Below are 25,081 nucleotides of genomic sequence, written 5' to 3' on the forward strand. Positions count from 1 at the left end.
GGCAGCCGGCCTGGTTCTCCCGGTCGTACACCCGTCAGCTCTGTGGGAGCAAAGCTTGCTCGCGAGGCGGCCTGGCAGCCGGCCTGGTTCTCCCGGTCGTACACCCATCAGATCTATGGGAGCAAAGCTTGCTCGCGAGGCGGCCTAACGGCCGGCCTGGTTCTCCCGGTCGTACACCCGTCTGATCTGTGGGAGTAAAGCTTGCTCGCGAGGCGGCCTAACAGCTGGCCTATCTCTTCGGCCGTACCCGATCTTATTGTGGGAGCGAGCTTGCTCGCGATAGCGGTGTGTCAGTCAATATTTGGATTGAATGATGAATTGCAATCGCGAGCAAGCTCGCTCCCACAGGAGAAGTTCCCACAGGAGAAACGCGATCACCCAGAACCAGGTCGGCTACTAGGCCGCCTCGCGGTGGAGGTTGATCTCGGGCGCCCCGTTAACCACGATGGCCGAACGCAGGCATTGCGCAGTGGGCATCCCGGCATGGATGCCGGGATAGCCGCGCTGGGCCATGGATGGCCCTTCGCGGCGGGCCCACGGAGCAATGCCGGAGTGAGGGCACACCGAGCCTAGGCGAGGTGCCAAGTGGTGGGGCAAAAGCGTTTTGGTTACTTTTGACTGGGCCGGCTTCCGGGCTTCTCAAAAGTGACCCGCCGTCAGGGCGGAACCATTAGTCGCCGTTACCGCACCAACGGATATACACACCGCCCCCAAACGCTTGACGCACCAGTGCCTGGACCTCATCAACCGCATCCATCAGCACCGCATTCACCGCTTATTCACACCTGTACCGCTCCAGTCGCCACGGCAAAGGCGAGCATCACCAGGCTGACGCCCCAGGCCCAGAAGAACGTATAGGCGATGTGCTTGCGCAGCTCTACACCAGACAACGCCAGCGCCAGGTACACGCTGGGCACCACCGGGCTGATGGAGAATCCGGTGTTCTCACCGATCAGCATGGCCCGGGCCACGGCCTCGAGGGGGACACCCGCGGCGGCGGCCACATCCCTGATCACCGGTAGCAAGGCGAAATAGTAGGCGTCCGGTGAGAAGATCATCCCCAGCGGAACGCCGAAGAAACCGACGATCACATGCAGATATTGGGCAGAACCGGCTGGCATGATATCGATCAGTGCCAATGCCATGCCGTCGGACATCTTTGCGCCAGAGAGCACGCCCAGCAGAACGGCGGCGGCCATCATCACCAGGACCATTTGCAGCGCATCGGCCGCATGGGCCTTGAGGCGTTCGGCCTGGGCGTCCAGGGACGGGAAGTTCAAGGGCAGGGCGATGCCTAGTCCCACCATGAAACAGGCATACAAGGGAAAAATGCCGGTGAACAGGCACGCCAGGATCCCACCGGTCAGCGCCACGTTCAGCCAGTAACGCAGTTCTCGTGGGGAGAGGGCGAATTCACGGTCTTGGGGTTGCAGGCTGTCCATGTCACAGGTTGCAGCCGCGCCCAGCGACATCGGTTGGCGACGCTGGGCGCGCAAGCCCAACACGGTCGCGATAACGAGCATGCACGTCAGGCCCACCATCTGCACCGGCAGCAAGCCTAGCCACAGTTGGGTGGCATCCAGCCCCGACACAGCGGCGGCGCGGGCAGTCGTGCCACCCCAAGGGACCATATTGATCACGCCAGCCGTGGTGCCGACCAGGCACAACAGCATCGCCGGGCTCATGTTCAGGCGTTTATACAAGGGCAGCAGGGCCGGGATGGTCAGCAAGAACGTGGCGGCGCCGACGCCGTCGAGATGGACCACTGACGTCACCAAAACCGTCACCAGTGCCACGGCCAGGGGCTTGCCGCCCGTGCTGCGGATCAGCAGATTGACCAAGGGATCGAACAATCCCCGGTCACGCATGATGCCGAAGAACAGGATGGCAAACAGAAACAGTGCTGCGGTCGGGGCCACCGTGATCAGGCCGGCCTTGATGAATTCGCCGATCTGCCCGAGATTGAAACCGGCCAGCAGGCAAACGATCACGGGAAGGGTGGTGAACGCCACCACCGGGCTGATCCTGCGTAGCAATATCAATCCGATAATGGCGAGCATCATCAGGAAACCCAGGGTTGTAATCATGTTGCAGCCTCTCTTTTTATTGTTGTCGAAGGTTCGTGGGCGGTGAGTCGATCAGCCATGCGGTCCGGGCAGGCGCAAGGCCAGAAGCAGGTAACTCAGGCTCTTGCCGTGACGATCAAGACCGCAACTGCGGTTCACACCGCCCTCCAGGGCGTCCTCGAGCACGAAATTCAGCGCATTCAGGTTCGGCAGTTCATAGCGATGCACCTTGGAAGGCTGTCGCGTCGCGAATTGCTCGGCCACTCGGGCGCAGGTCAACTCCCGTAGCAGCCATGGATAGTGGGACGGATCGTGGGGGAACAGGGCGATGCTGAGAATGTTGCCCTTGTCGCCAGCACGGGCATGGGCATAGTCGGCGAGGGTGACCAGGTTCATCAGTACCACTCCAGGGTTGTATGGATTTCATCTCGCGGCAGCAGGAAGCTGCGGGTGGTAACGGTCTCGGCGAGGTGTCGCCGGACGCCACCGCCGCCCGCCGGCCCGTTGGTGTAGAGCGACTCGACCTCTGCCAGCAGGGCCTCCACCAGCTGTCGGTCGGTGTGAGTCAGGCCGATCCGCACGCGCACATCCTCCAGGGCGGGCGCCTGGGCCAGTTGCTGTTGCAGATATCGACCGGCCTGGTCGTTGAAGAGGCTGGCGACCCCGGACAGGTCGATCCAGGGCTGGACCCCGGGTGCCAACAGGTCGAAGCGCTGCAGCAGGATTTCCCGCGCCAGCGCGGCACGCGCCACGGCGCCGGGGCCTGCGTAGGATATTTCCGCCTCGCCGAACCAGAGGCCGCGCACACCCGCCAGGCCCTTGAGCGTGTCGGGACGCGGATGACCCAGCAGGCCGCTGATTTCAACACGGTCATCGCCCAAGTCCTGTACACGGGCCTGGCCCAGGTCCAGGACCACGTCCGGCGTCAGGTAGCGTCGAGGGTCGTGCACTTCGTAAAGGAGCTGCTCCTTGACGGTCTGTTCGCTGACCCGTCCGCCGCAGTGGCGGGTCTTGCCGATGATCAGGCGGCCATCCTGATGGATTTGCGCAATGGGGCAGCCGAGATTGGCCGGGTCCGGAATGTCTTTCATTCCAGGATGGGCAAAATAGCCCCCCGTGACCTGGGTGCAGCACTCCAGCAGATGGCCGGCCGTGGTGGCGATGGCCATTTTCTGCCAATCGTCGGCCGACCAACCCAACCCATGGCGGATCGCCCCCACGGCCAGCGACGGATCCGCGACCCGGCCACACAGCACGATGCCAGCGCCCTCGGCCAACGCCTGGGCGATTCCGTCGGCCCCGGTGTAGACGTTCACCGACACGGGGTGCTCCAAGGGCTCCGAGGACAGCCATTGTTCGTAACGGGGCGGTGATTCTTCCAACAGATCATCACCCAGCACGCAGGCGATTTTCAGTGCAGGGAAGCGGCCGGCCAGCGTCTGGCGCAGCCGTTGCGCGGCCGCCCTCGGATTGGCGGCGCCGCCGTTGGTGATAATCGGGATGCCAGCCTCGATGCACAGGTCCAGCATGGGCTCGAGAAAATCGAACAGGCGCGCGGAGTATCCCGCTTGTGCATCCAGGCGCTTGCGTAGTTGCGCCTCGGCCAGGGTCCGTTCAGCCAGCAGTTCCAGCATGATGTAGCGCTGGCCGCCGCGTTGTGCCAGGTCCTGGGCCAGGCGCAGGGCGGCGTCGGGTCGATCATTGGCGAAACCGGCGCCGCAGCCGACGAGAATTGTTTTTGTCATGTCGCTTTCCACTGAGGGGTGGCACTGAAGAGTGGCCCCATAGTGGAGAGGCTGGATTATTCTGTGAATTTTAAAGATAGAATCAATTGATTCATTAATTTTATGAGTGGGTCATGAACGTTTCTTTTCGTCAGCTTCGTGCCTTCATCCTTATTGCCGAGACTTCGAGCTTTACCCGCACGGCCGAACAGTTGCACCTGTCCCAGCCAGCGCTGAGCTATAGCGTCCGCAAACTGGAAGAGAGCATGGGGTTGCAGTTGCTCGCACGTAACACCCGCAGCGTCGAGCTGACGCCCGCCGGTGAGCACTTCTTGCCCCAGGCCCGGCGCATGCTCCGGGACATGAACGACGCCGTGCGCGATGCTCGCGACACCCTGAGCCTGAGCCGTGGCACGCTCCGACTGGCAGCCTTGCCGACCGCTGCGGCGTCATTCCTGCCGACCGCCATTGCTGCTTTCCAGCATGAAAACCCTGGCGTGACGGTGAGCTTGCTGGACGGCCGCGCCGGGGAAATCATGGGCTGGGTGCAGCGAGGAGAGGTGGACGCCGGCATCAGCTCGTTGCCTGACGATCTGTCCGGACTGAGCTTTGTGCGCCTGTTGGATGACAATCTGGTGTTGCTGAGCCACAAAGACCCGCAGCGTGACGGCCAGGACGACTGGAAGCGGCAACCCTATATTGCCCTCACGCCTGACACCAGCATCCGGCCCCTGGCTGACGCTGCGTTGCGCTATTTGAACATCGACCCTGTGCCGGCCTGGGAAGTGGCGCACATGAGCACGGCCACGGCCCTGGTGCGCGAAGGCTTGGGATTTTCTCTGTTGCCGGCCAGCTGCACGGCGGTGTTCAACATCGGTGAGCAGTGTGCTGTCACCACCATCGACCAGCCGGCGAAGCGCTCGATCGGCCTGTTGCAACGCAAGCCGGTGGCCCAATCACCTTCGTTGAGTCAGTTCATGCAGCATTTGCGGCAGGTGCTGCTCAGCCACGGCCACTGAGGTTGATGGAGCAATGGCTATCGCGAGCAAGCTCGCTCCCACAAGGTGGCGCGTCATGAACATCACTCGCCCCCTGTGGGAGCGAGCCTGCTCGCGAAAGCGATGGCCCGGCCACCGCGCTATTGAGTGCCAAACATCGCCGTCCAATAGATCCCGGCATCGCTTTTCGGATCGCTCGCGTATCCGGCGCCCAATTCGCGGAACTTCGGGTTCATCAGGTTGGCGCAGTGCCCCGGGCTGGCCAGCCAGCCGTCCACCACCTTGAGCGCGGTGTCCTGTCCGGCGGCGATGTTCTCGCCGATCAACTGGCCCAGATAGCCGGCCAGTTCGGCGCGGTCGCCCGGCATGCGGTTGTCGCGGTCCTTGTGGTCGAAGAAATTGTTGTTGGCCATGGCCCGGGTGTGGGTCACAGCGGCCAGGGCCAAGGTGGCGTTCCAGGCCAGCGGCGTGGTGGCGGCGAAGGTTTCGGTGCCACAGCGACGCGGCTGGGTGCGGGCACTGTTGATCAGTTTCAGCAGCTTCTGGCCCTCGGCTTGCCAATCACCCAGGCGCGCCGACAGCAGTGGGCGCGCCAGCACGATGCGCCATTCGCGGTCCAGGCGGCTGACGCCGATGTCGACGAACTGCGGGTCGAGTACTACCTGGCAGAAGCTTTCCTGGACAGCTTTCATGGCCGATTGCGCGTCGCGCGGCCCGGACAGGCTGATGGCCTGCACATTGACCATTGGGTAGGCCGCCCGCGCCAGCGCCTGCTGCAGGTCGCCGATGCCATTGGCCGACAGGATCAGCCGGGAATCCATCGCCAGCGGTGGCAACTCCAGCGAGGCCTGGCCGGCACAGCTCTGGGACTGGCTGCGGTAAAGGTTGATGGACTCGACCAGTTGTGTCTCTTCGGTGGCCGTGGCACTGGTGGCGAATACCAGGCCCAGCGACAGCACGACAAGACCCACGACGGATGAAATGGCACGCATGTAAATCTCCCTTGAGCGGACGGCGCCTATGATGCGCAATTTTTGCCCCGCTGGGGCAACGGTATTCACGCTCTTTTGAAATCCCTTTGAACGGCACCGTTGGGTAGCGTTCGGGATGATCCTCAAATAGTGGGATCAACTTTCAGGCGAATAAGTCCATTTCCGTCGTTTCAAGGCCATAAAAACCCAGATTATCAGCTCATCCAGTTCCCGCCATCGACGTTATAGGTCTGCGCCACCACGTATTCGCTCTCCGCCGAGGCGAGGAAAATCGCCATGCCGGTGAGGTCCTCCGCAGTCCCCATCCGGCCATAGGGCACCTGTTGCCCCACCTGGCGCTTCTTTTCCCCCAGCGGCAGCTTTTCGTGGCGGGCGAACAGCGCGTCCACACCGTCCCAATGCTCGCCATCCACCACGCCGGGGGCGATGGCGTTGACGTTGATCCGATGCTTGATCAGATCCAGCCCGGCGGACTGGGTGAGGCTGATCACCGCTGCCTTGGTGGCGCAATAGACACCGACCAGCGCTTCTCCACGGCGACCGGCCTGGCTGGCCATGTTGATGATCCGGCCGCCATGGCCCTGGCGGATCATCTGCCGCGCCGCCGCTTGCAGGGTGAACAGCGTGCCGGCGACGTTGATGGAAAACAGCCGCTCGTAGCTCTGGCGGGTGATTTCCACGATGGGCGCCAGGTCGAACAGCGCGGCGTTGTTGATCAGGATATCCAGCTTGCCCACCCGGGCCACCACGGCCTCGATGGCTTGGTCGATCGAAGCCTGGTCCGTCACGTCCATTTTGACCGCGTAGGCGCTATCGCCCAGTTCGGCGGCGGTGGCCTGGGCCCGCTCCAGGTCGATATCGGCGATCGCCACTGTGGCGCCCTCGTTGATATAGGCTTGGGCGAACGTCCTGCCGATACCACGGGCGGCACCGGTCACCAGGGCACTTTTTCCTTCCAGTCGTTTCATGGGGTTGTCCTTTTCGAAGTACGAAAAAAGTCCTGTGGGAGCAAGGCTTGCCCGCGATGAAGCAAATGCGGTCACTCAGAAATCGATGTGCCTGTATCGCGAGCAAGCTTTGCTCCCACAGAGGGGTAAACCTTCTAGCCGCAGGGCCGGTGCCAATCATTATTGCTTTGGATACCCGGCCCGCTTCATTTCCCGCTCGGTACTCGATTGCGCCGAGGCCAGTGCCTGTTCCACCGTGATCTGTCCGGTGAGGGCGGCCGTAAACAGCTTGCCGACGGCGGTGCCGATGGCCTGGAACTCTGGAATCGTCACGTACTGGATGCCCACATACGGCACCGGTTCGGCGGTGGGATGGGCCGGATCGGCGTTCTGCATCATTTTCAAGGTGATCGGGGCGAACGGTGCGGCGTTCAGGTAGGCGTCGCTGTAGGTGGACATGCGCGTGCCGGGCGGGACATTGCTGATACCGTCCTGCTGGGCGACCAATTGGATGTAGTCCTTGGACGTGGCCCAGGCCACGAACGCCTTGGCGGCGTCCTTGTGCCGGGAGCTGGTGGGAATCGCCAGTGACCAGGCATACAGCCAGGAAGCACCTTTATGGGTTACTTCGATGGGGGCGGCAGCGAAGCCCACACGGTCGGCGACCTTGCTTTGACTGGTGTCGGTGATGAAGGAGCCGGCGACGCTGGCATCGACCCAGATCGCACATTTACCGCTGTTGAACAGCGCCAGGGTTTCGTTGAACCCGTTGCTGGTCAGGCCCGGCGGGCCGTATTTTTTCAGCGTATCGACGTAGAACTGCGCGGCGGCCTTCCATTGCGGGCTGTCGAACTGCGGTTTCCATTGTTCATCGAACCAACGGGCACCGAAGGTGTTGGCCAGGGTGCTGAGCAGCGCCATGTTCTCGCCCCAACCGGCCTTGCCCCGCAGGCACAGGCCGTACTGGCCCTGGTCAGGTTGGTGCAACTTGGCAGCGAATTCACCGAGCTGGCTCCAGGTCGGTTGCTCGGGCATGCTCAGGCCGGCCTGTTTGAACAGGTCCGTGCGGTAATAGGTGACGGTGCTTTCGCCGTAAAAGGGCAGGGCGTAAAGCGTGTCGTTGACCGAAAGGCCTTGGCGAACGGCAGGGAAAATGTCCTCCAGGTCATACTCGGCGGGCAGGTTGGTCATCGGTTCGAGCCAGTGCTTGGCCCCCCAAAGAGGGGTTTCGTAGGTGCCGATGGTCAGCACGTCGAACTGCCCGCCCTGGGTCGCGATGTCGGTGGTCAGGCGCTGGCGCAGGACATTTTCTTCGAGTACCACCCAGTTCAACGTGATGTCCGGGTGCTCGCTCTCGAAGGTGTTCGAGAGTTTCTGCATGCGGATCATGTCGGCGTTGTTCACCGTGGCGATGGTGAGGGTCTCGGCGGCGTGTCCGGCCAGGGCAAAAGACAATCCCGCGAACATGACAAGCGCCTTGGGCACTGTTTTCATGAGCTTCTCCAGAGCTGCGCCTGGGCGCAGAATTATTATTGTTGTGGGGGCCGTGGCGTCGAGCTGGGCGGTTCGTCGCCAATGGCAGGCCGATTACAGCAGCGCCCGTGGAGGCCGACAAACGCAGGGAGGATCGTGCGCTGATACTTTTTTAACGCCCTTGAGTGCGACAGGATCGGGTTAAAAAAGTATCAGTGGCCGGTCAGGCCGAGGCTGGCGAAGCGCTGCGCACTCGGCGTAAGGTGCCCGCTATAACGATAAAAGAGGCGCGACATGCCTGATCACCGAACGCCGCTGTTCGAGCAGCGACCAGCCGAACTGGAAGTCATCCTGCCCGAGGCCGAACACAGTTTTCGCTGGTACGAACATGACTACCCGTACCCGATGGCGCGCTGGAACCATCACCCTGAATTTGAAATCCACCTGATCCGCCAGGGCAGCGGCAAACTGTTGGCGGGCGACTACATCGGTCCGTTTGGCCCTGGCCATGTGGCGATGATTGGCCCGGACTTGCCCCACGACTGGATGGGCGACCTGGCGCCGGGCGAGCACCAGCCCGGGCGTGACGTGGTCTTGCAATTCGACGGTGCAACGCTGATGACCTTGCGCCGAACCCTGCCCGAACTGGGCGATCTGCAGGGCCTGTTCGAACGCGCCCGCCGCGGCCTGGCCTTCGGCGGCAACACCGCGCGGCAGGCCGCGTACCTGCTGGAAGCCATCGGCCCGGCCCAGGGACTGGCGCGGTTGGCGCTGTTCCTGGAACTGCTGCACACCCTCAACCAAGCCCCTGGCGACGAGGTCTTGAGCCTGGCGAGCCCTTGCTACGCGCCAAGCCTCGATGCGCGCAGCTCCGAGCGCATCCATAAAGCCTTCGAATACTTGCAAGCCGAACTCACCGGCGACCTGCGCCTGTCGGTGATCGCCCGCCAATTGGACATGAGCGAGCCGGGCTTCTCGCGGTTCTTCAAGCGCATCACCGGGCACGGCTTCATTGACCTGATGCGCAAGCTGCGGGTCCAGCGTGCCTGTCGCTTGCTGCTGCAGAGCGAAATGCCGGTGACCGATATCTGTTTTGAAGTGGGCTACAACAATTTGTCCAACTTCAACCGGCATTTTCGGATAGAGATGAACCAGACCCCCAGCGAGTACCGGCGGGGCGCTTTTTCCCCTGCTTGATGGAGACGGTCATGTTGCGCATCGTGGAACAGCAAGCCAGTGCATCCCTGCGCCAGCGGATGGAAAAGGCCGGTTGCGCCTTCGATTTCCTGGTGCTTGTGCCCGAGGCGAGTGATGCCGCTACCCGTTTCAGCGACGACACCCCGCAAGCGCTGTTCAGCGAATGGCTCGACCTGCTGGGGCTCGAGGACGGCACTGATGGGGTGGTGTTGAGCTGGGTCGACAATTTCAACCTCAACTGGACGGCCAGCGACGAGTACGATCAGGCACGGGAACCCTGGAGCGATTATTTCGACGATGGCCTGGAGTGGTGGGGCGTCTGGTGCCTGAGCATCTGGAACCCGAAGCGCCGAACGCTTGCCGTACTGGCGGCGAGCACGACGGATTGAGTTGCCGTCAATACGAACCCCTGTGGGAGCGAGCTTGCTCGCGATGGCGTCAGCACAGCCAGCATCAATGTCAGCTGACCCACCGCYATCGCGAGCAAGCTCGCTCCCACAGRGGGATTTGTGATTGACCCGTTAGTCGAGGACACCCCGTTGATGCTTCTTCAACCGATAGGCGAATTGTGCCCGGCTCAGCCCCAATGAGCGGGCGGCCGCTGCCAGGTTGCCGCTGCTCAGTTGCAGGGCTTCGTTGATCAGCCGTGACTCCAGGCCGTCAATGGAGAAGTCCGAGTCCAGTTGGCTGAGGGACTGGAGCAGCGCCGGTTTTTCCGCAGCGTCGTTGGCGGCCTGGCCCATCGGCGAGAGACCGCCGTGCAGGTCCACGGAATACGCGTCCACTGGCAGTTGTTCATTGCGAAACAGGTGGACCAGGTCAATCGCCTGGCCTTCTTCGCTGGCGATCAGGCCGCGCTCGATGAGGTTCTGCAATTCCCGCACGTTGCCCGGAAAGTCATAGCGCAGCAGGACCTTCAACGCGCGCATGGTCAGGCCCATCGGGGTGCGGCCGTATTCCTGGCAAAAGCGCTTGAGGAAGGCATTGATCAGCAGCGGTATGTCATCGCGACGCTCGCGCAAGGGCGGCAGGGCGATGGGGTAGACGTTGAGCCGGTAGAACAGGTCTTCACGGAACGCGCCGTCGGCCACGGCCTTGCGCAGGTCGATGTTGGTGGCCGCCACGACCCGCACATCGACCTTGATGCCGTGGCCACCGCCGACCCGTTCGATTTCCCGTTCCTGCAAGGCGCGCAGCAACTTGCTTTGCCCGGCCAGGCTCAGGCAGGTGATCTCATCCAGGAACAACGTGCCGCCATGGGCTCGCTCGAAACGCCCGGGGCGTGAATGGGTGGCCCCGGTATAGGCCCCGCGTTCGACGCCAAACAGTTCGGCCTCGATCAGGTTGTCGGGGATGGCCGCGCAGTTGAGGGCGATGAACGGACCATCACGTCGGCGACTCAGTTGGTGCAGCTGGCGGGCGAACATCTCCTTGCCGACGCCGGATTCGCCGCTGACCAGCACGGTGGCGGGGGTCAAGGCCACCCGTTGCAGGGCCTGGGTCGCGGCGTTGAAGGCGGCGCTGGCACCAATCAGCGGCTGTTCGCTGTCCGGCAGCGGGGCGGTGCCGGCAACGCTGTCGGACTGGCTGTCGGTGCGCGCGACGACTGCTGGCGGTGAGGCGTTGAGGTAATTGAGGTCCTGCTCGACATCGCCCCATTGCTCGGCGGTCTTGCCGACGACACGGCAGCGTTCATGCCCCATGCCTCGGCATTCCACTTCGCGGAAGATCACCAGTTGCCCGAACAATCCGCTGACGAAACCGATGGCGTAGCCCAGTTCGGTCCAGCACACCGGATCCTGCCCGGTGCCATAGGCGGCGACATGCTCGTCGGCTTCACAGGAGTGGTGCCAGAGAAATTCCCCTTCATAGAACCCGGAGTCGGCATCGAACTTGAAATGCAGCGGCTCGACCTTGGTCATGCCTTCAAGGGTGTGCAGATGCGTGCCGGCGCGGAATACCGCCGCGGCATCGGCGTGGGGCCAGCGTTCGCGAATCAGCCGGGCATCGCGGGCACCGGAGGAATAGCCGGTGCGGGTGAGCATCCCACGGGCCTGTTCAAGCCCCTGGCGTTCGATGATTTCCCGGCGCAACGCACCGAAGGATGAACTGTGCAGCAGCAACATGCGCTGGTCGTTGAGCCAGATACGGCCGTCGTCGGGGGAGAAAAACAGGCACGCGGTGAGTTCTGCCGTCGTGGGCGAACTGCTGTCGGTCAGCTCGTTGCTGTCACCCCGTGGACGGAAGTGCTCGGTGGCGATCCGGTGATCCGGCAATTGGCAGTGGGGATTATTCATTGTTATGCCCCTGATGGCGGGTGATCGAAATGATCATCTGGCGAGATAGTTATTAAGCATAACTTTATCAAATGAACAAGCGGCAGCTGGCCAACGGCCACGTCGGCAGAGGCTGCCTGAGCCTTGTACTCGATGCAGAGTATTGATCCAGAGCCCTGCGCCAGGTTTATCAAGGTCCGCAGGCAAAACCGGCACAGCGCTTGCTCAAGCACTAGCACGGCGTTTGCGTCGATACCTTCCAGGTGCGGCAAACGATGACAACAACAAAGAGCCGGGAGTGTTAAATGTCTGCATCCAAAAGCCACCTGTTGTCCCAGGTGATCGAGTCGGAATGTGTCTTCAACGGTGACTGGGTGCCTGCGTCGGGTCCGCTGCAATCGATCATTGAACCGGCCACCGGTGAGCGGCTGATGCGCTGTGCCACGGCCGACTCCGCCGACATTGCCAAGGCCAGCCGCGACGCAGCCCTGGCGCAGCCGGGGTGGGCGGCGCTGGGCCCGCGGCAGCGCGCGGCGATCTTCCGCAAGGCCGCCGACGTGGCTGAGCAGTCCTTCGAAGAACTGGCGCTGTACGTGGCTCGGGAGACCGGCGCCGCGCTGTTCAAGGGCCAACATGAAGTGCGCGAAGCCATCGTGCTGTTGCATCAGGCCGCCGGCCTGCTGTCCCAGGCCCATGGGGTGGTCCTGCCTAGCGAGGCGGGGCGCCTGTCCTATGCGCGGCGCCAGCCCCATGGTGTGGTCGGCGTGATTTCGCCCTTCAACTTTCCCCTGGTGCTGTCCATGCGCTCCGTTGCGCCAGCCCTGGCGGCGGGCAACGCCGTGGTGCTCAAGCCGGATCCGCAGACCCCGGTGAGCGGTGGTTTCCTCATTGCCCGGTTGTTCGAGGTGGCAGGGCTGCCCAAGGGCTTGTTGCAAGTGTTGCCCGGCGCGGCGGATGCCGGTGAGGCGCTGTGCCGCGACCCTAACGTGCGCATGATCGCCTTTACCGGTTCCACTGGTGCCGGTCGCAAGGTCGCTGAAGTCGCCGGGCGCAACCTGAAGAAGGTCGCGCTGGAGTTGGGTGGCAAGAACCCGCTGATCATTCTTGAAGACGCCGATCTCGACCTCGCCGCCCGCAACGCGGCCTGGGGCGCCTGGCTGCATCAAGGGCAGATCTGCATGGCCACCGGGTTGATCCTCGCCCATGAATCCATCGCTGAAGAACTGACCCGCAAACTGGCGGAAAAAGCCCGGGCCTTGACGGTAGGCAACGCCGCCCAGGGCGAAGCCGCGTTGGGGCCGCTGATCAATCAGCGGCAACTGAAACGGGTGCATGACATCGTCAGTGACTCCGTGCGCGCCGGGGCTAGGCTGGAGGCAGGCGGCGAGCACGATCGACTGTTCTACCAGGCCACCGTGCTCAGCGGCGTGAAACCGGGCATGCGGGCCTTCGACGAGGAGGTCTTCGGGCCCGTGGCAACGGTGGTCAGCTTCGCCACCGATGATGAAGCTGTCGAGTTGGCCAACCGCACCGAGTACGGTTTGGCGGCGGCGATCATTTCGCCGTCGGTGGGCCGGGCCATGGCCATCGGTGAGCGGTTGCAGTGCGGCATGTTGCACATCAATGACCAGACCGTCGCTGATGAGTGCATCAACCCGTTCGGCGGGCGCGGCGCCTCGGGCAATGGCGGCAGCGTCGGCGGCCCGGCGGACTGGGACGAATACACCCAATGGCAGTGGGTGACGGTCAAGGACAAGGCGCCGGTCTATCCTTTCTGACAGGCAGGTTTACAGGGCCTGATGAGCTGAGGGCCCTGCGAGTACACAAAAATAATAAGAGGACTCAACATGAAACTCGACAACAAGATTGTGCTGGTCACCGGTGTCTCGTCAGGCATTGGTGCTGCCACGGCAAGCCTGCTGCGCAGTCATGGCGCCCACGTGATTGGCGTCGACCTCAAGGCGCCGCACATGACCCTGGACGGTTTTGTACAGGGCGATTTGAGTAGCGCCGAAAACATCGAACGGTTGCTGCCGCAGCTACCCGCACGGCTCGACAGCCTGTGCAACATCGCCGGGGTGCCGGGCACCGCAAACCCGCAATTGCTGGCGCGGGTCAACTACCTCGGGTTGCGCCACTTGAGCCGTGCGCTGCTGCCGCGCATCAACGCTGGCGGCAGCATCGTCAATATCGCCTCGATCCTCGGCGCCGAATGGCCGTTGCGCCTGGAACAGCACAAGGCGCTGGCGCGCATCGAAGATTTTACCGCCGCGCAAGCCTGGCTGGCCGACCACCGGGTGCCGGACCAGACCTGCTACCAGTACTTCAAGGAAGCCTTGATCGTCTGGACCTATCTGCAGGCCCAACCCTGGTTTCTTGAGCATTCGGTGCGCATGAACAGTGTTGCGCCAGGCCCGGTGTTCACGCCCATCCTCGACGACTTCGTGAGCATGCTCGGCGAGGCCCGGACCCAGGCCGATGCCCATCGCATGAAACGTCCCGCTTACGCCGATGAGGTGGCGGCGGTGATCGCTTTCCTGTGTGCCGACGAGTCGCGCTGGATCAACGGCGTCAACCTGCCGGTCGATGGTGGATTGGCCTCCACCTACATCTGAATGCGCATCCGTAGAACGCGGTGCAAGCCGCTACCCGAGCGTGTTGGCTGCAAAGCCATGCCAAAAAATAACAATAATGAGAAGCGTCCATGGATAACCTCAAAGATTGCTTTGGTTTCAAGCATTGCGCCCTGTTCCTGGCGTTATGCAGCACCGGTGTGATGGTCGAAAGGGTCCAGGCCATGCAAATGGACCTGGGTGACTCCGACTGGAAACTGCGCTGGGACAACACCATCAAGTACAGCCAGGCCTGGCGCCTGCATGGGCAGGACAGTCGCTTGGTCAACGCGCCAACCGCCAACGGCCTGTACCCCTCGATCCAGAGCCAGGGCGACAAGAATTTCAGCAGTGGCCTGGTCTCCAACCGCCTGGACCTGTTTTCCGAAATGGACCTGAGCCGGCAAAACTATGGGCTGCGCGTGAGCGGCGCAGCCTGGTACGACGATATCTACAACCAGGACACCGACAGCAGCGAGCAACCGCATTTCCTCAGTGAAACCCGCAAGCTCCATGGTCGCGACGCGGAAATTCTCGATGCCTTCGTGTTCTTGCGCGGGGATCTGGGTGAAGACTCCCAGGGCGTGGCGCGCCTGGGCCGACACAGCCTGATCTATGGGGAAAGCCTGTTCTACGGTGGCAACGGCATTGCCAATGCCCAGGGCCCGACCGACGTCGTCAAGTTGCTCAGCGTGCCGGGGACTCAGTTCAAGGAGATCCTGCGCCCGGTCAATCAGATCTCCGGGCAGTTGCAGATCAACCCGCAACTGTCGGTGGGCGCTTACTATCAGTTTGAGTGGGAGCGTTCCAATCTGCCCGGCGCCGGCAGCTACCTGAGCGACGTCGATGCCATCGGCTACGGCAGTGGCCCTCTGCGCGAAGTGTTCGGCAACGACACGGTCAATGGCGGCGATTTGAAACCGCGCAATTCGGGGCAGGGCGGCATGCAGATCCGGTTCAAGCCAACCGGCACCGAGCTGGAGCTGGGTTTCTACGCGGCCCAGTATCACGATAAAGCGCCGATCGGGCTGTACGCGTACCTGGACGGTCCGGCGTCTGCGGCCACTGGCTTGCCGATCCTGGGTTCCTATCGCCAGGTCTACGCCGAAGACATCAAGACTGCCGGCGTCAGCTTCTCCACGGCCTACGGTCCGTTCAACTTTGCCGGTGAAACGTCGGTGCGCTGGAACGCGCCGCTGGTGAGTAATCTGCAAGTAGTGACCCCCGGCATGGTGGCCGATGGTGGCGACAATGAGTTGTTCGCCAGGGGCAAGACCGCCCACGCCAACCTGTCGGCGATCTACCTGTTATCGCCCACCGCGTTCTGGGACGGCGGATCGGCCCTGGCCGAACTGGCCTGGAACCGCACCCTGAGCGTGACCAAGAACGCTGCCGCGCTGGACTCCAACACCACCCGCGATGCCACCGCGCTGCGGGTACTGATCGAGCCGGCGTACTTCCAGATTGTCGACGGAATCGACCTGACCGTGCCGATCGGCATGGGTGTGGTACTCGACGGGCGCTCATCGGCGGTCAACAAATCCGGCTTCGGCAACACCCATTCCGGTGACTGGAGTGTCGGGCTCAAAGCCACCTATCTGCAACGCTGGGATGTCGGCCTCAACTACGTGAACTTCTTCGGCGCACCGAAAGCCGGGCTGCGCGAGGACGGCAATTTCAGTTACGGACAGTCGTTGGCCGACCGCGACTTCGTCTCGCTCTACGTGAAAACCTCATTCTAATAAGGTGGATTCGCCATGCAGAACACAACATTCCTGAACACCTGCGTCCTGACCCTGGCCCTTGCCGGCATGGGATTGGCGCAGGCGGCGGTGTCGCCTGAACAGGCCGCGCGCTTGAAAACCGATCTGACCCCCCTGGGTGGCGAGCGCGCCGGCAATGCCGATGGCAGTATCCCGGCTTGGCAGGGTGGTTATACCCAGGTCACGCCTGGCTACAAACCGGGCGACAAGCGCCCCGATCCATTCGCTGGCGAGAAGCCGCTGTATTCGATCAAAGCCTCGAACATGGAGCAGTACGCCGGCGAATTGGCCGAAGGGACCAAGCTGCTGTTGAAGAAATACCCGGGCTATCGCCTGGACGTGTACCCGACCCATCGCTCGGCCGCCGCTCCGCAATGGGTGTATGACAACACCAGCAAGAACGCCACCCGCGCCGCGCTGGACGTGGACAGCGAGAAGGTCTCCAACGCCTACGGCGGCATTCCGTTCCCGATCCCGGAAAACGGTGCGCAAGTGCTGTGGAATTATCGGTTGTCCTGGCAGGGCGGCGACACCATCAGCGCGCCTTTCGATACCTGGCTGATGACCGCCGGTGGCAAGAAAGTCCAGGCGACCCGGGCCCAGTTCTCCTATCAGTTTCCCTACTACTTCGAAGGCGGCAGCCTGGAAAACTATGCGGGCAAGTACCAGGTGGGCAAGCTGTTGACTGAGTTGCCGTCATCCAAGGCCGGCGAGGGCCTGATGACCCATTGGGACATGGACCCGGCCAATCGGGCGGCCTGGCAGTATCTGGTCGGCCAGCGCCGGGTTCGCCGGGCGCCAAACATTGCCTATGACACGCCGGACTTCGTGACCTCTGGCGTCGGCCTGTTCGACGAAGCATTCATGCTGTTCGGGCCTACCGATCGCTATGACCTCAAGCTGGTGGGCAAGAAAGAGCTGATCGTCGGCTACAACAATAACCGCGCCGCGCTGGCCAAGAGCGACGACCTGGTCAAGGAAAACTTCCTCAATCCTGATCTGGTGCGTTGGGAGAAGCACCGTGTCTGGGTGGTCGAGGCCACGCTCAAATCCGGCAAGCGCCATGTCGTGCCGCGTCGGACCTACTACGTCGACGAAGACTCCTGGCAGATCCTGATGGCCGACGGTTATGACGCCCAGGGCAAACTCGGCCGGCAGATGTATTCACTGACGCTGCTGGCGCCGGATATGCCGGTCCTCACCGCACAGGTCATGTGGGGCAGCTACAACCTCGACACCGGGGCCTACTTCCTCAACGCATCGAGCAATGACCTGGCGGTTCAGTACCAGAAGATCGCGAGACCTTCGGCGTCCTATTTCACGCCGGATGCCATGGCCAACGAAAACATGCGTTGAACCTGTGGCGACCGTGGCGAGGAGGAGGTTCGCCGCGGTCGCTTACGATTTTCCAGGCGGAATAACGATATGAACGTTGAAAAATTTTTTGCGCGCCGCAGTCCGCTATGGGGTGTTTGCGCCTTGGTGGGGAGCCTGTTGGTGAGCGTGCCCTTGGTTGCACAGGCCACGACATTGGCCGTGCTGCAACAGCCGGCATTGCCGACCGCCAAGGCGCAGCGCTCGGTGTTGCTCGGGCTGGCCCGGGCCGGCGAGCGTCTGGTGGCGGTCGGTGAGCGCGGGATCGTGCTGCTCTCCGATGACGCTGGAGTCAATTGGCGCCAGGCCAAGGTGCCGGTCAGCGTCAGCCTGACGGCGGTGCAATTCGTCGATGCCGAGCAGGGCTGGGCGGTCGGTCATCTGGGCGTGGTGCTGCACACCCAGGACGGCGGGGAAACCTGGCAGAAGCAACTCGACGGTCAGCGTGCCATCGCCTCGGCGGTGCAGTTCGCTGAGCGCGATGTCAATCAACCCGACGGTGCCAGCCACTTGGCGCAGGCACGGCGCATGCTCGATGACGGACCGGATAAACCGTTTCTCGACCTGTACTTCAGTGACCGGCTGCACGGCTACGTCGTGGGCGCCTACAACCAGATCTTCCGTACCGACGACGGCGGGCTGAGCTGGCAGCCGTGGATGCGGCATGTGGACAATCCGCAGGGCTTGAATTTGTACGGCATCCGCGCCTTGGGCAACGATCTGTGGCTGGTGGGGGAGCGCGGTTTGCTGTTGCGTTCGACCGACGCCGGGCAGTCATTCCAGGCCTTGAAGTCGCCGTATGAGGGCAGTTTCTTCGGTTTGCTCGGCACCCGCGACGGGGCCTTGGTGGTCTATGGCTTGCGCGGCAACGCCTGGTGGTCCGGGGATCGTGGCAACACTTGGCGACGCCTTGACACCGGTATCGAGTCGACACTGGCGAGCGCCCTCCAACTGCGCGACGGCGGCCTGTTGTTGGCCAGCCAGAGTGGTGAACTTTTATTCAGCCATGACCAGGGGCGAAGCTTTGACAAGCGTCAGAGCCGCAGCGGCGGGACGCTCGCTGCCGTGCAACAGGCGGTCGACGGCAGCCTGACCAGCGTCGGTTTGTCCGGTGTCGCCGCTGACCAGGATCCACGGGCCGCGGGTAAACCTTGAAACTTCACGGTGTAGCGCTATCGGGCCAAGGCTCGTGCAACAGGAGTCAAACTTGAAAGACGACAGAACCCAAACCGTGATCGGCCGCCAGGAAGACTTCGACCGGGCGTCAGGCAACTTTGCTGAGCGGGCGATCTTCAACCATCGACCGCTGGTGATCCTGCTGTGTCTGTTGGTGACGTTGGTGCTCGGTTGGCAAGCCACGCGCATCGGCATCAATGCCAGCTACGAGAAGACCATCCCCACCGGGCATCCCTATGTCGCCAATTTCCTGGAGAATCGCAAGGAACTGAGCGGCCTGGGCAACTCGCTGCGCATCGCCGTGGAGGTCAAGCAGGGGAGTATTTTCACCAAGGACTACCTCGACACCCTGGCCAGGCTCAACGATGAGCTCTATCTGCTGCCGGGCGTCGACCGCCCCTACATGAAATCGTTATGGACCCCGACCACGCGCTGGACCGCCGTGACCGAAGACGGGCTCGACGGCGGCACGGTGATCCCCGACGACTACGATGGCTCGGCCACCAGCCTCGAGCAGGTGCGGACCAACGTGGCCCGCTCCGGGGAAGTCGGGCAATTGGTCGCCGGCAACTTCAAGTCCAGCGTGATCTTCGTGCCGTTGCTGGAAATCAATCCGCAGACGGGCAAGGCGCTGGACTATGGCGAGTTCTCCCGGCAACTGGAGGCGCTGCGAGACAAGTACCAGAGCGATGACCTGCGGATTCATGTCACCGGCTTTACCAAGATCGTCGGCGACCTGATCGAGGGCATGACCCAGGTATTGCTGTTTTTCGTGGTGGCGGTGCTGGTGACTGTATTGGTGCTGTTTGGCTACACCCGTTGCGCGCGAAGCACCTTGGTGGTGGTGATCTGTTCACTGGCGGCGGTGCTTTGGCAACTGGGGCTGCTAGCGCTGCTCGGTTATGAACTGGACCCTTACTCGGCCTTGGTGCCGTTCCTGGTGTTCGCCATTGGCATGAGCCATGGCGCGCAGAAGATGAACGGCATCATGCAGGACATCGGCCGTGGCACCCACCGGGTGGTCGCCGCGCGCTATACCTTCCGCCGCCTGTTCGCCGCCGGTATCACCGCTTTGCTCTGTGATGCGGTGGGCTTCGCGGTGTTGCTGCTGATCAACATTCGGGTGATCCAGGACCTGGCAATCACCGCCAGCCTCGGGGTGGCGGTGCTGATTTTCACCAACCTGATCCTGCTGCCGATCCTGCTCAGCTATATCGGCGTCAGCCCGGCGGCGGCGCAACGCAGCCTGAGTGCGGAAACGACCGAGCAACAGGCGCAGATCAAGCATCCCCTGTGGCGTGTGCTCGATTTGTTCACCCAACGGCGCTGGGCCACGGGCGCCATGTTGACTGGCTTGCTGTTGGCCGCGTTTGGTTTTGCCGTGAGCCTGCACCTGAAAATCGGCGACCTGGACCCTGGCGCTCCAGAGTTGCGTGCCGACTCGCGGTACAACCGCGATGCGTTGTTCATGACCCAGAACTATGCGGCCAGCTCGGATATTTTCGTGGTCATGATCAAGACCCCCGAGGATCAATGCACCCGTTACGCCAGCCTGTCCGCGGTAGACGCGCTGGCCTGGCAACTGGAGCAATTGCCCGGCGTGGAATCGACCACCTCGATGGCCGCGCTGAGCAAGATCGCCACGGCCGGGTATAACGAAGGCAACTTCAAATGGTATGAACTGATCCCCAATGACGGCGCACTGGGTGCCGTGCAAACCCGTGCCCCGCGAGAACTGTTCAATCAGGGCTGCTCGATGCTGTCGCTGTACGTTTACCTGGCCGATCACAAGGCTGACACCTTGAACCGGGTGGTGGAGGCCAGTGAGCAGTTTATTGCCGGGCACCAGATGCCAGAGGTCAAGTTCATGCTCGCGGCCGGCAGTGCGGGGATCGAAGCGGCGACCAATATCGTGGTGAAGAAGTCCATGCGCGAGATGCTGTTCTGGGTCTATGGCGCAGTCAGTCTGCTGTGCCTGGTGACCTTCCGCAGCTGGCGCGCGACCCTGTGCGCGATGCTGCCGCTGATGCTCACCTCGATCCTGTGCGAGGCGCTGATGGTGGGGCTGGGCATGGGGGTGAAAGTCGCGACACTGCCGGTCATCGCACTGGGCGTGGGCATCGGGGTCGATTATGCGCTCTATGTGTTGAGCGTGATCCTGGCGCGAATGCGGGCAGGTGATACCTTGGCCCAGGCGTATTACCAGGCACTTTTGTTCACCGGCAAAGTGGTGTTGTTGACGGGTATGACTTTGGCTGTGGCGGTGTCGACCTGGGCCTTTTCGCCGATCAAGTTTCAGGCTGATATGGGGATTTTGCTGGCCTTCATGTTTTTGGTGAACATGCTGGGGGCCTTGATCTTGCTGCCGGCGTTGGCTTGGTTGCTGTTGCCGCAGAGGGTGTTTTTAAAAAAGCCTGAGTTGAGTCGGCAGGGGCGGTTGGTTCGGGGCTGAGGGCTTTTGGGGTGAATATCCGTTATTTAGGTAACGGCTACTTATGGTTCCGCTCTTACAGCGGGTCACTTTTGGAAAAGCGCCAAAAGTAACCAAAAGCGCTTTGCCCCACCACTCGGTGCCTCGCCTAGGCTCGGCATGCCTGAACGAAGGCATTGCTCCGTGGGCCGCCGCGAAGGGCCATCCATGGCCCAGCGCGGCTAACCCTGCATCCATGCCGGGTTGCCCACTGCGCAATACCTTCGTTCAGCCAGCGTGGTTAACGGGGCGTCCCAGATCAAGATCAAGATCAAGATCAAGATCAAGATCAAGATCAAAAGCGAGGCGGTCTGGCGGGTTTCTCCTGTGGGAGCGAGCTTGCTCGCGATGGCGGTGTGTCAGTTTTTGGTGATGTTGAATGTGCCGGCCTCATCGCGAGCAAGCTCGCTCCCACAGGGTGTTGTGAACACATCACCATCCCCAGAACTGCAGCCACCAGCCATAACCCACCAGGCTACTGGCCAAGACCAGGCATGCCATGGCTGGCAATCGTTGGGTCGATGGAGCCTGCGTCTGCTGCAGGCGTTTGTAGCCCAGCCATAAACTCCAGGCTATCGCCGCTATCAGCAATACGGCCCGAGCCGGTTGTACCCATTCCAGCAGCAGTCCTTCATAGCGCAGCAGTTTGACCGTGGTGGCCGACAAGCCGAGGAACAACCCTGCACCGCCAAGGGGTGTCAGGGTGATGGCTAAGGGCGGATATTGTGTGCTGTCACCCGAGAGGCGTGCCGCCAGGCGCATCAGCAGCATCAGCGAAGTGCCTATCACCAGTGCACTCATGGCCAGGTACGCGACGATGCAAAAACCATCGAGCCAACTGAAACTGTCATTGAGTTGCGGATAGTGCGTCAACAGCCACCAGGGCGCGTTGTCCTGGAGTGCCCAGAGCCAATCATGACTGACCAGCCATTGGGCCAGGCTTTGCTTGAGGTCGATGAACCAGGGGCTGACAGTCCACTGGAAGGCGCCCATGGCCAGGCCGATGACACCGAACAACAGCAAGCGAACATCCCAGGGCGAGAGGGTGTCAGCCGTCGAGTGCAGGATTTCCTCGCTGCTGGAGCGGGCAATCAGCCGTACCGCATCGCGCTGGCCGCTGCAGCGACCACAGGCGTGGCAATCGGCGGCGCCACGCATGCGGCGGATGTCCAGCAAGGGCGCGCAGTTGGGAGGAGGGCGACGCGGTGCCGGGTTTTCCAGCCAGCGTTGTTCGTTCACCTGAAAGTGCACAGGCGCCAAGCGAGCAAGCAGCGAGAAGACGCCACTGACTGGGCACAGGTAACGGCACCACACCCGCTTGCCCCGGGCGAACAACAGGCCGACGATCACCGCGGCGACGGTCGAGCCGCCCAGGATCAGCAACGCCGCCTGGGCGTAGTCGTAGACGCTGATCAGTTGACCGTAGAGGGTGGTCAGGCAGAACGCCAAGGTCGGCCAGCCAGCCCAGCGCAATCCGCGCGGCACCCCGAAGCCTTTGCCGTACTGGCTGGCCCATTCGCTCAAGGCGCCTTCCGGGCACAGCACGCCACACCAGAGTCGCCCGAACAACACGATCGACAGCAACACGAACGGCCACCACAGGCCCCAGAACAGAAACTGCGCCAGCAGCGTGAGATTATCGAACAGGCGTGCCTGGGCGCTGGGCAATGGCAGCAGGGCCGGCACCACCAGCAGCACCGCGTAGAACAGCACCACCGCCCATTGCACGGCACGAATGGTTGCACCGTGGCGCCGCATGCCGTCGCCCAGGCGTTGGAGCCAGGGGTTCAGGTCGGGCATGGCAGGTTTTCCGTCTTGCGCGGCCGCAGCCAGCCCGCGACGACGGCCCAATAGCCCAGCCACACCAGCAGCGTCATCGCACTCGGGCTGGCCCGATAGCCGGTGAAGTCCGCCAGGAACCCGCCCAAACCATGGCCGTCGTCGAGTATTGGGCTGCTGTCCCACAGCGCGTCGCCAATGCCGCGATACACCGCCTCGGGCCAATCCATCGCGAGCATTTGGCCGCCGACCCGCTCGACGCCGCTGACCAGCAACGCTGCCCCCAACAGCAGCAGGATCGCTTCGCTGATGGCAAAGAAACGCGGCCATGAGATGAACCGGCGACTGCTGTGCAGCAAGGAGACGGTCAGCAGCGACAGCACCAGCCCGGCCAGCGCGCCCACAGCGAACAAGCCCAGTTGCGGCCCTTGCAGACGCGCACCGGCACCATACAGGAACACCACGGTTTCACTGCCTTCGCGGCTGACCGCCAGCAGCGCCAGCACCAACAGCCCCAGGCCGCCCTGGCGGCTCAGGCGCTGGTCGGCGTGGCGTGTCAGGTCATGTTTGAGCGTCCTCGCGTTTCGATGCATCCAGCCGACCATCTGCACGATCAGCAGGCTGGCGACCAGCGCCAGCGACGCCTGGAACCATTCATTGGCCGTCCCGCTCATGGCCTCGCCGGCCAGCAGGATCAGGCCGGCCAGCACGCCCGAAAGCAGCAGGCCCAGCGCCGCGCCGGTCCATACATAGCGCAGCAGTTGGCTGGCCTGTTGTTGCCGGCTGACCCAGGCCTGGAGAATCCCGATCACCAACAACGCCTCGACGCTTTCGCGCCAGACAATAAACATCGATTGAGTCATGCAAACGCCTCCTGCTGACCGATTACTGGGCGAGAATCCCGCCCTCGGGCAGTTGCGGATTGAATTCGTCGAAAAACGGATAGCGCCCGGGGCGCAACGGGTGGATGACCACGAAGGTCGTGACGCCGGGCGAGAGCACTTTCTCGACGCGCAAAGGCGTGCTTTCGAACTCCGCCGGGCCCTGGCCGATGTTTTTCAGCACGATCTTGAACCGTTGCCCGGCCGGCACTTCCAGTTGCGAGGGCGTGAAATGCCCGTCGCGTATGCTCAGTTCGTAAGTCGGCAATTCGGCTTGGGCGATCGAGGGCAGCAGCAAACCGGCCAGCGTCAACCAGGCCAGGTGTCGATGAGGCGCGACGTGCCGTGGGCAGGATGAGCGGCGCATGCTCAGTACCCGCCTTTTTTACCGATCCCGGCGTAGACGAATTCGTAATGCAGTTCGCAGCGTTCGAACCATGGCGCCACGCCGGTTTCCTTGTCGGTATGACGGCCGAGCAAGCCATGGCCGCCAGGCGGCAGGAGGGTGAACGTCAGTTGATATTTGCCAGGGCCGAGCAGCTTGACGTTGTCGCCATAGTGCGGCCCGTCGTTGGCGACCATGGCGTGGAAGTCACCCTTGAGCTCGGTGTCGTTGCCTTGTTTCTTCAGTTGGAACGACACATTGAGGTAGGGCACGAAACTGCCTTCCTGGAAGCCCTGCTTATTGTCCGCCGTGGCGCGGATATCGGCTTCCAGATGCACGTCGGAATCGGCCGTGGCTCGCATCATCCCGGCCGGGGCCATTTCAATCGGCTGCAAATACACCGCACCGACCTCCAGTCCTGGGCACAGTTGCGGTTCGCCGATGGGGTATTCCTTGGCCTGGGCCAGCGGTGCGAGAAACAGCAGGGCCAGAGGCAGAGTTGCAAGTGTGCGCATGATGACTTCCTGGTTGGCTAAATAATGGCGCCGAGTCTAGGAAGCTTTGCTGCGAATAGTAATGATTCTTGTCAATTTTTAGCGCGAATTTTCCCACAACGAATGCCGACTCGTTCCTGCACGGTTGTTCTTGATCGGGATCAAGGGGCACGGCGCCCCGACGCGGTAGGGTGCGGGTACACCCATCAGTTATACGGGGTCGTCATGGCAAAGCCCTTTCCCATCAGTCCCAAACATCCCGAGCGTATTTGCTGGGGGTGTGATCGTTACTGTCCGACCAGTGCGCTGGCCTGCGGCAACGGTGCCGATCGAACGATGCACCCGGCCGAGATGATCGGAGAGGATTGGTACCTGCACGGGGATTGGGGGTTGGAGCTGGTCGATATTACCGCCAAGGTCATCGATCCAAGCGCCACTCACTTGAAGGTGTAGGAGCTGTCGAGTGCAACGAGG

General features: G+C 62.4%; 22 protein-coding genes. 10 read left to right on the forward strand and 12 right to left on the reverse strand.

Going from position 1 to position 25,081, the window contains the following annotated elements; genetic code table 11:
* Nucleotides 1–396: 396 nt before the first annotated feature.
* The 4 genes from AB4Z20_RS22235 to AB4Z20_RS22250 form a co-directional block, all read right to left on the reverse strand.
* The gene (locus tag AB4Z20_RS22235) at nt 397–585 is read right to left on the reverse strand and encodes a nucleoid-structuring protein H-NS (RefSeq protein ID WP_258691306.1); all 189 of its coding nucleotides are present in this window, start codon (nt 583–585) and stop codon (nt 397–399) included.
* A gap of 194 nt (nt 586–779) precedes the next feature.
* Entirely contained in the window at nt 780–2,087 is a 1,308-nt protein-coding gene (locus AB4Z20_RS22240) for a CitMHS family transporter (protein WP_258691111.1), read from the reverse strand.
* 51 nt (nt 2,088–2,138) lie between these two features.
* Nucleotides 2,139–2,462 (reverse strand): AtuA-related protein, encoded by a 324-nt coding sequence (locus AB4Z20_RS22245; protein WP_253474449.1) that lies wholly within the window; start codon nt 2,460–2,462, stop codon nt 2,139–2,141.
* On the reverse strand, nt 2,462–3,811 hold the full coding sequence (locus AB4Z20_RS22250) for an acyclic terpene utilization AtuA family protein (RefSeq protein WP_442090605.1): 1,350 nt from the start codon (nt 3,809–3,811) through the stop codon (nt 2,462–2,464). Before AB4Z20_RS22250 ends, AB4Z20_RS22245 begins: the two co-directional genes overlap by 1 nt.
* Nucleotides 3,812–3,924: 113 nt before the next feature.
* Between AB4Z20_RS22250 and AB4Z20_RS22255 the strand changes: the two genes are divergently transcribed.
* Entirely contained in the window at nt 3,925–4,809 is an 885-nt protein-coding gene (locus AB4Z20_RS22255; RefSeq protein WP_253474455.1) for a LysR family transcriptional regulator, read from the forward strand.
* Nucleotides 4,810–4,928: 119 nt separating this feature from the next.
* Here AB4Z20_RS22255 and AB4Z20_RS22260 read toward each other — a convergent pair whose 3' ends face one another.
* From AB4Z20_RS22260 to AB4Z20_RS22270, 3 genes are all read right to left on the reverse strand, one after another.
* Nucleotides 4,929–5,780 (reverse strand): CAP domain-containing protein, encoded by an 852-nt coding sequence (locus AB4Z20_RS22260; RefSeq protein ID WP_253474458.1) that lies wholly within the window; start codon nt 5,778–5,780, stop codon nt 4,929–4,931.
* A gap of 194 nt (nt 5,781–5,974) precedes the next feature.
* Nucleotides 5,975–6,748 (reverse strand): L-iditol 2-dehydrogenase, encoded by a 774-nt coding sequence (locus AB4Z20_RS22265; protein WP_253474461.1) that lies wholly within the window; start codon nt 6,746–6,748, stop codon nt 5,975–5,977.
* A gap of 159 nt (nt 6,749–6,907) precedes the next feature.
* Nucleotides 6,908–8,221: an ABC transporter substrate-binding protein gene (locus AB4Z20_RS22270; RefSeq protein WP_442090606.1), complete on the reverse strand. Its 1,314-nt coding sequence runs from the start codon at nt 8,219–8,221 to the stop codon at nt 6,908–6,910.
* A gap of 273 nt (nt 8,222–8,494) precedes the next feature.
* On the opposite strand from AB4Z20_RS22270, the gene AB4Z20_RS22275 reads away from it, so the two are divergent.
* Complete coding sequence (locus AB4Z20_RS22275; RefSeq protein ID WP_442090607.1) at nt 8,495–9,397, forward strand: helix-turn-helix domain-containing protein; 903 nt, start codon at nt 8,495–8,497, stop codon at nt 9,395–9,397.
* Between the two features lie 11 nt (nt 9,398–9,408).
* Nucleotides 9,409–9,786, forward strand: a complete 378-nt coding sequence (locus AB4Z20_RS22280; RefSeq protein WP_442090608.1) for a hypothetical protein — start codon at nt 9,409–9,411, stop codon at nt 9,784–9,786.
* 132 nt (nt 9,787–9,918) lie between these two features.
* Here the strand turns inward: AB4Z20_RS22280 and AB4Z20_RS22285 are convergent, their stop codons facing one another.
* Nucleotides 9,919–11,694 carry a sigma 54-interacting transcriptional regulator gene (locus AB4Z20_RS22285; RefSeq protein WP_442090609.1) on the reverse strand — a complete coding sequence of 592 codons (1,776 nt, stop codon included), beginning with the start codon at nt 11,692–11,694 and terminating at the stop codon, nt 9,919–9,921.
* 284 nt (nt 11,695–11,978) lie between these two features.
* Between AB4Z20_RS22285 and AB4Z20_RS22290 the strand changes: the two genes are divergently transcribed.
* From AB4Z20_RS22290 to AB4Z20_RS22315, 6 genes are all read left to right on the forward strand, one after another.
* Complete coding sequence (locus AB4Z20_RS22290; RefSeq protein WP_442090610.1) at nt 11,979–13,451, forward strand: benzaldehyde dehydrogenase; 1,473 nt, start codon at nt 11,979–11,981, stop codon at nt 13,449–13,451.
* Between the two features lie 69 nt (nt 13,452–13,520).
* Nucleotides 13,521–14,288, forward strand: a complete 768-nt coding sequence (locus AB4Z20_RS22295; protein ID WP_253474479.1) for a coniferyl-alcohol dehydrogenase — start codon at nt 13,521–13,523, stop codon at nt 14,286–14,288.
* Nucleotides 14,289–14,377: 89 nt separating this feature from the next.
* Nucleotides 14,378–16,027: a DUF1302 domain-containing protein gene (locus AB4Z20_RS22300; protein ID WP_253474482.1), complete on the forward strand. Its 1,650-nt coding sequence runs from the start codon at nt 14,378–14,380 to the stop codon at nt 16,025–16,027.
* A gap of 15 nt (nt 16,028–16,042) precedes the next feature.
* Nucleotides 16,043–17,404: a DUF1329 domain-containing protein gene (locus AB4Z20_RS22305; protein WP_214512292.1), complete on the forward strand. Its 1,362-nt coding sequence runs from the start codon at nt 16,043–16,045 to the stop codon at nt 17,402–17,404.
* A gap of 69 nt (nt 17,405–17,473) precedes the next feature.
* On the forward strand, nt 17,474–18,577 hold the full coding sequence (locus AB4Z20_RS22310; protein WP_442090611.1) for a WD40/YVTN/BNR-like repeat-containing protein: 1,104 nt from the start codon (nt 17,474–17,476) through the stop codon (nt 18,575–18,577).
* Nucleotides 18,578–18,629: 52 nt separating this feature from the next.
* Nucleotides 18,630–21,050 (forward strand): efflux RND transporter permease subunit, encoded by a 2,421-nt coding sequence (locus AB4Z20_RS22315; protein ID WP_253474488.1) that lies wholly within the window; start codon nt 18,630–18,632, stop codon nt 21,048–21,050.
* A gap of 450 nt (nt 21,051–21,500) precedes the next feature.
* On the opposite strand, the gene AB4Z20_RS22320 is transcribed toward AB4Z20_RS22315, so the two are convergent.
* Genes AB4Z20_RS22320 through AB4Z20_RS22335 form a run of 4 tightly spaced genes read right to left on the reverse strand, consistent with a single transcriptional unit; the run spans nt 21,501 to nt 24,628 of the window.
* Nucleotides 21,501–22,868, reverse strand: a complete 1,368-nt coding sequence (locus AB4Z20_RS22320) for a 4Fe-4S binding protein (protein ID WP_320390451.1) — start codon at nt 22,866–22,868, stop codon at nt 21,501–21,503.
* A complete protein-coding gene (locus AB4Z20_RS22325; protein ID WP_442090612.1) occupies nt 22,856–23,710 on the reverse strand; it encodes an FTR1 family iron permease in 855 nt (284 codons plus the stop codon). Before AB4Z20_RS22325 ends, AB4Z20_RS22320 begins: the two co-directional genes overlap by 13 nt.
* 22 nt (nt 23,711–23,732) lie before the next feature.
* On the reverse strand, nt 23,733–24,095 hold the full coding sequence (locus tag AB4Z20_RS22330) for a cupredoxin domain-containing protein (RefSeq protein WP_253474496.1): 363 nt from the start codon (nt 24,093–24,095) through the stop codon (nt 23,733–23,735).
* A gap of 2 nt (nt 24,096–24,097) precedes the next feature.
* A complete protein-coding gene (locus AB4Z20_RS22335) occupies nt 24,098–24,628 on the reverse strand; it encodes an iron transporter (RefSeq protein ID WP_442090613.1) in 531 nt (176 codons plus the stop codon).
* A 204-nt stretch (nt 24,629–24,832) separates the two neighbouring features.
* Here AB4Z20_RS22335 and AB4Z20_RS22340 point away from each other — a divergent pair, with 204 nt between their 5' ends.
* Nucleotides 24,833–25,060, forward strand: a complete 228-nt coding sequence (locus tag AB4Z20_RS22340) for a DUF3079 domain-containing protein (protein ID WP_214512298.1) — start codon at nt 24,833–24,835, stop codon at nt 25,058–25,060.
* Nucleotides 25,061–25,081: the final 21 nt, after the last annotated feature.

It is taken from the genome of Pseudomonas sp. KB_12, assembly GCF_052114545.1.
GTDB lineage: Bacteria > Pseudomonadota > Gammaproteobacteria > Pseudomonadales > Pseudomonadaceae > Aquipseudomonas > Aquipseudomonas brassicacearum.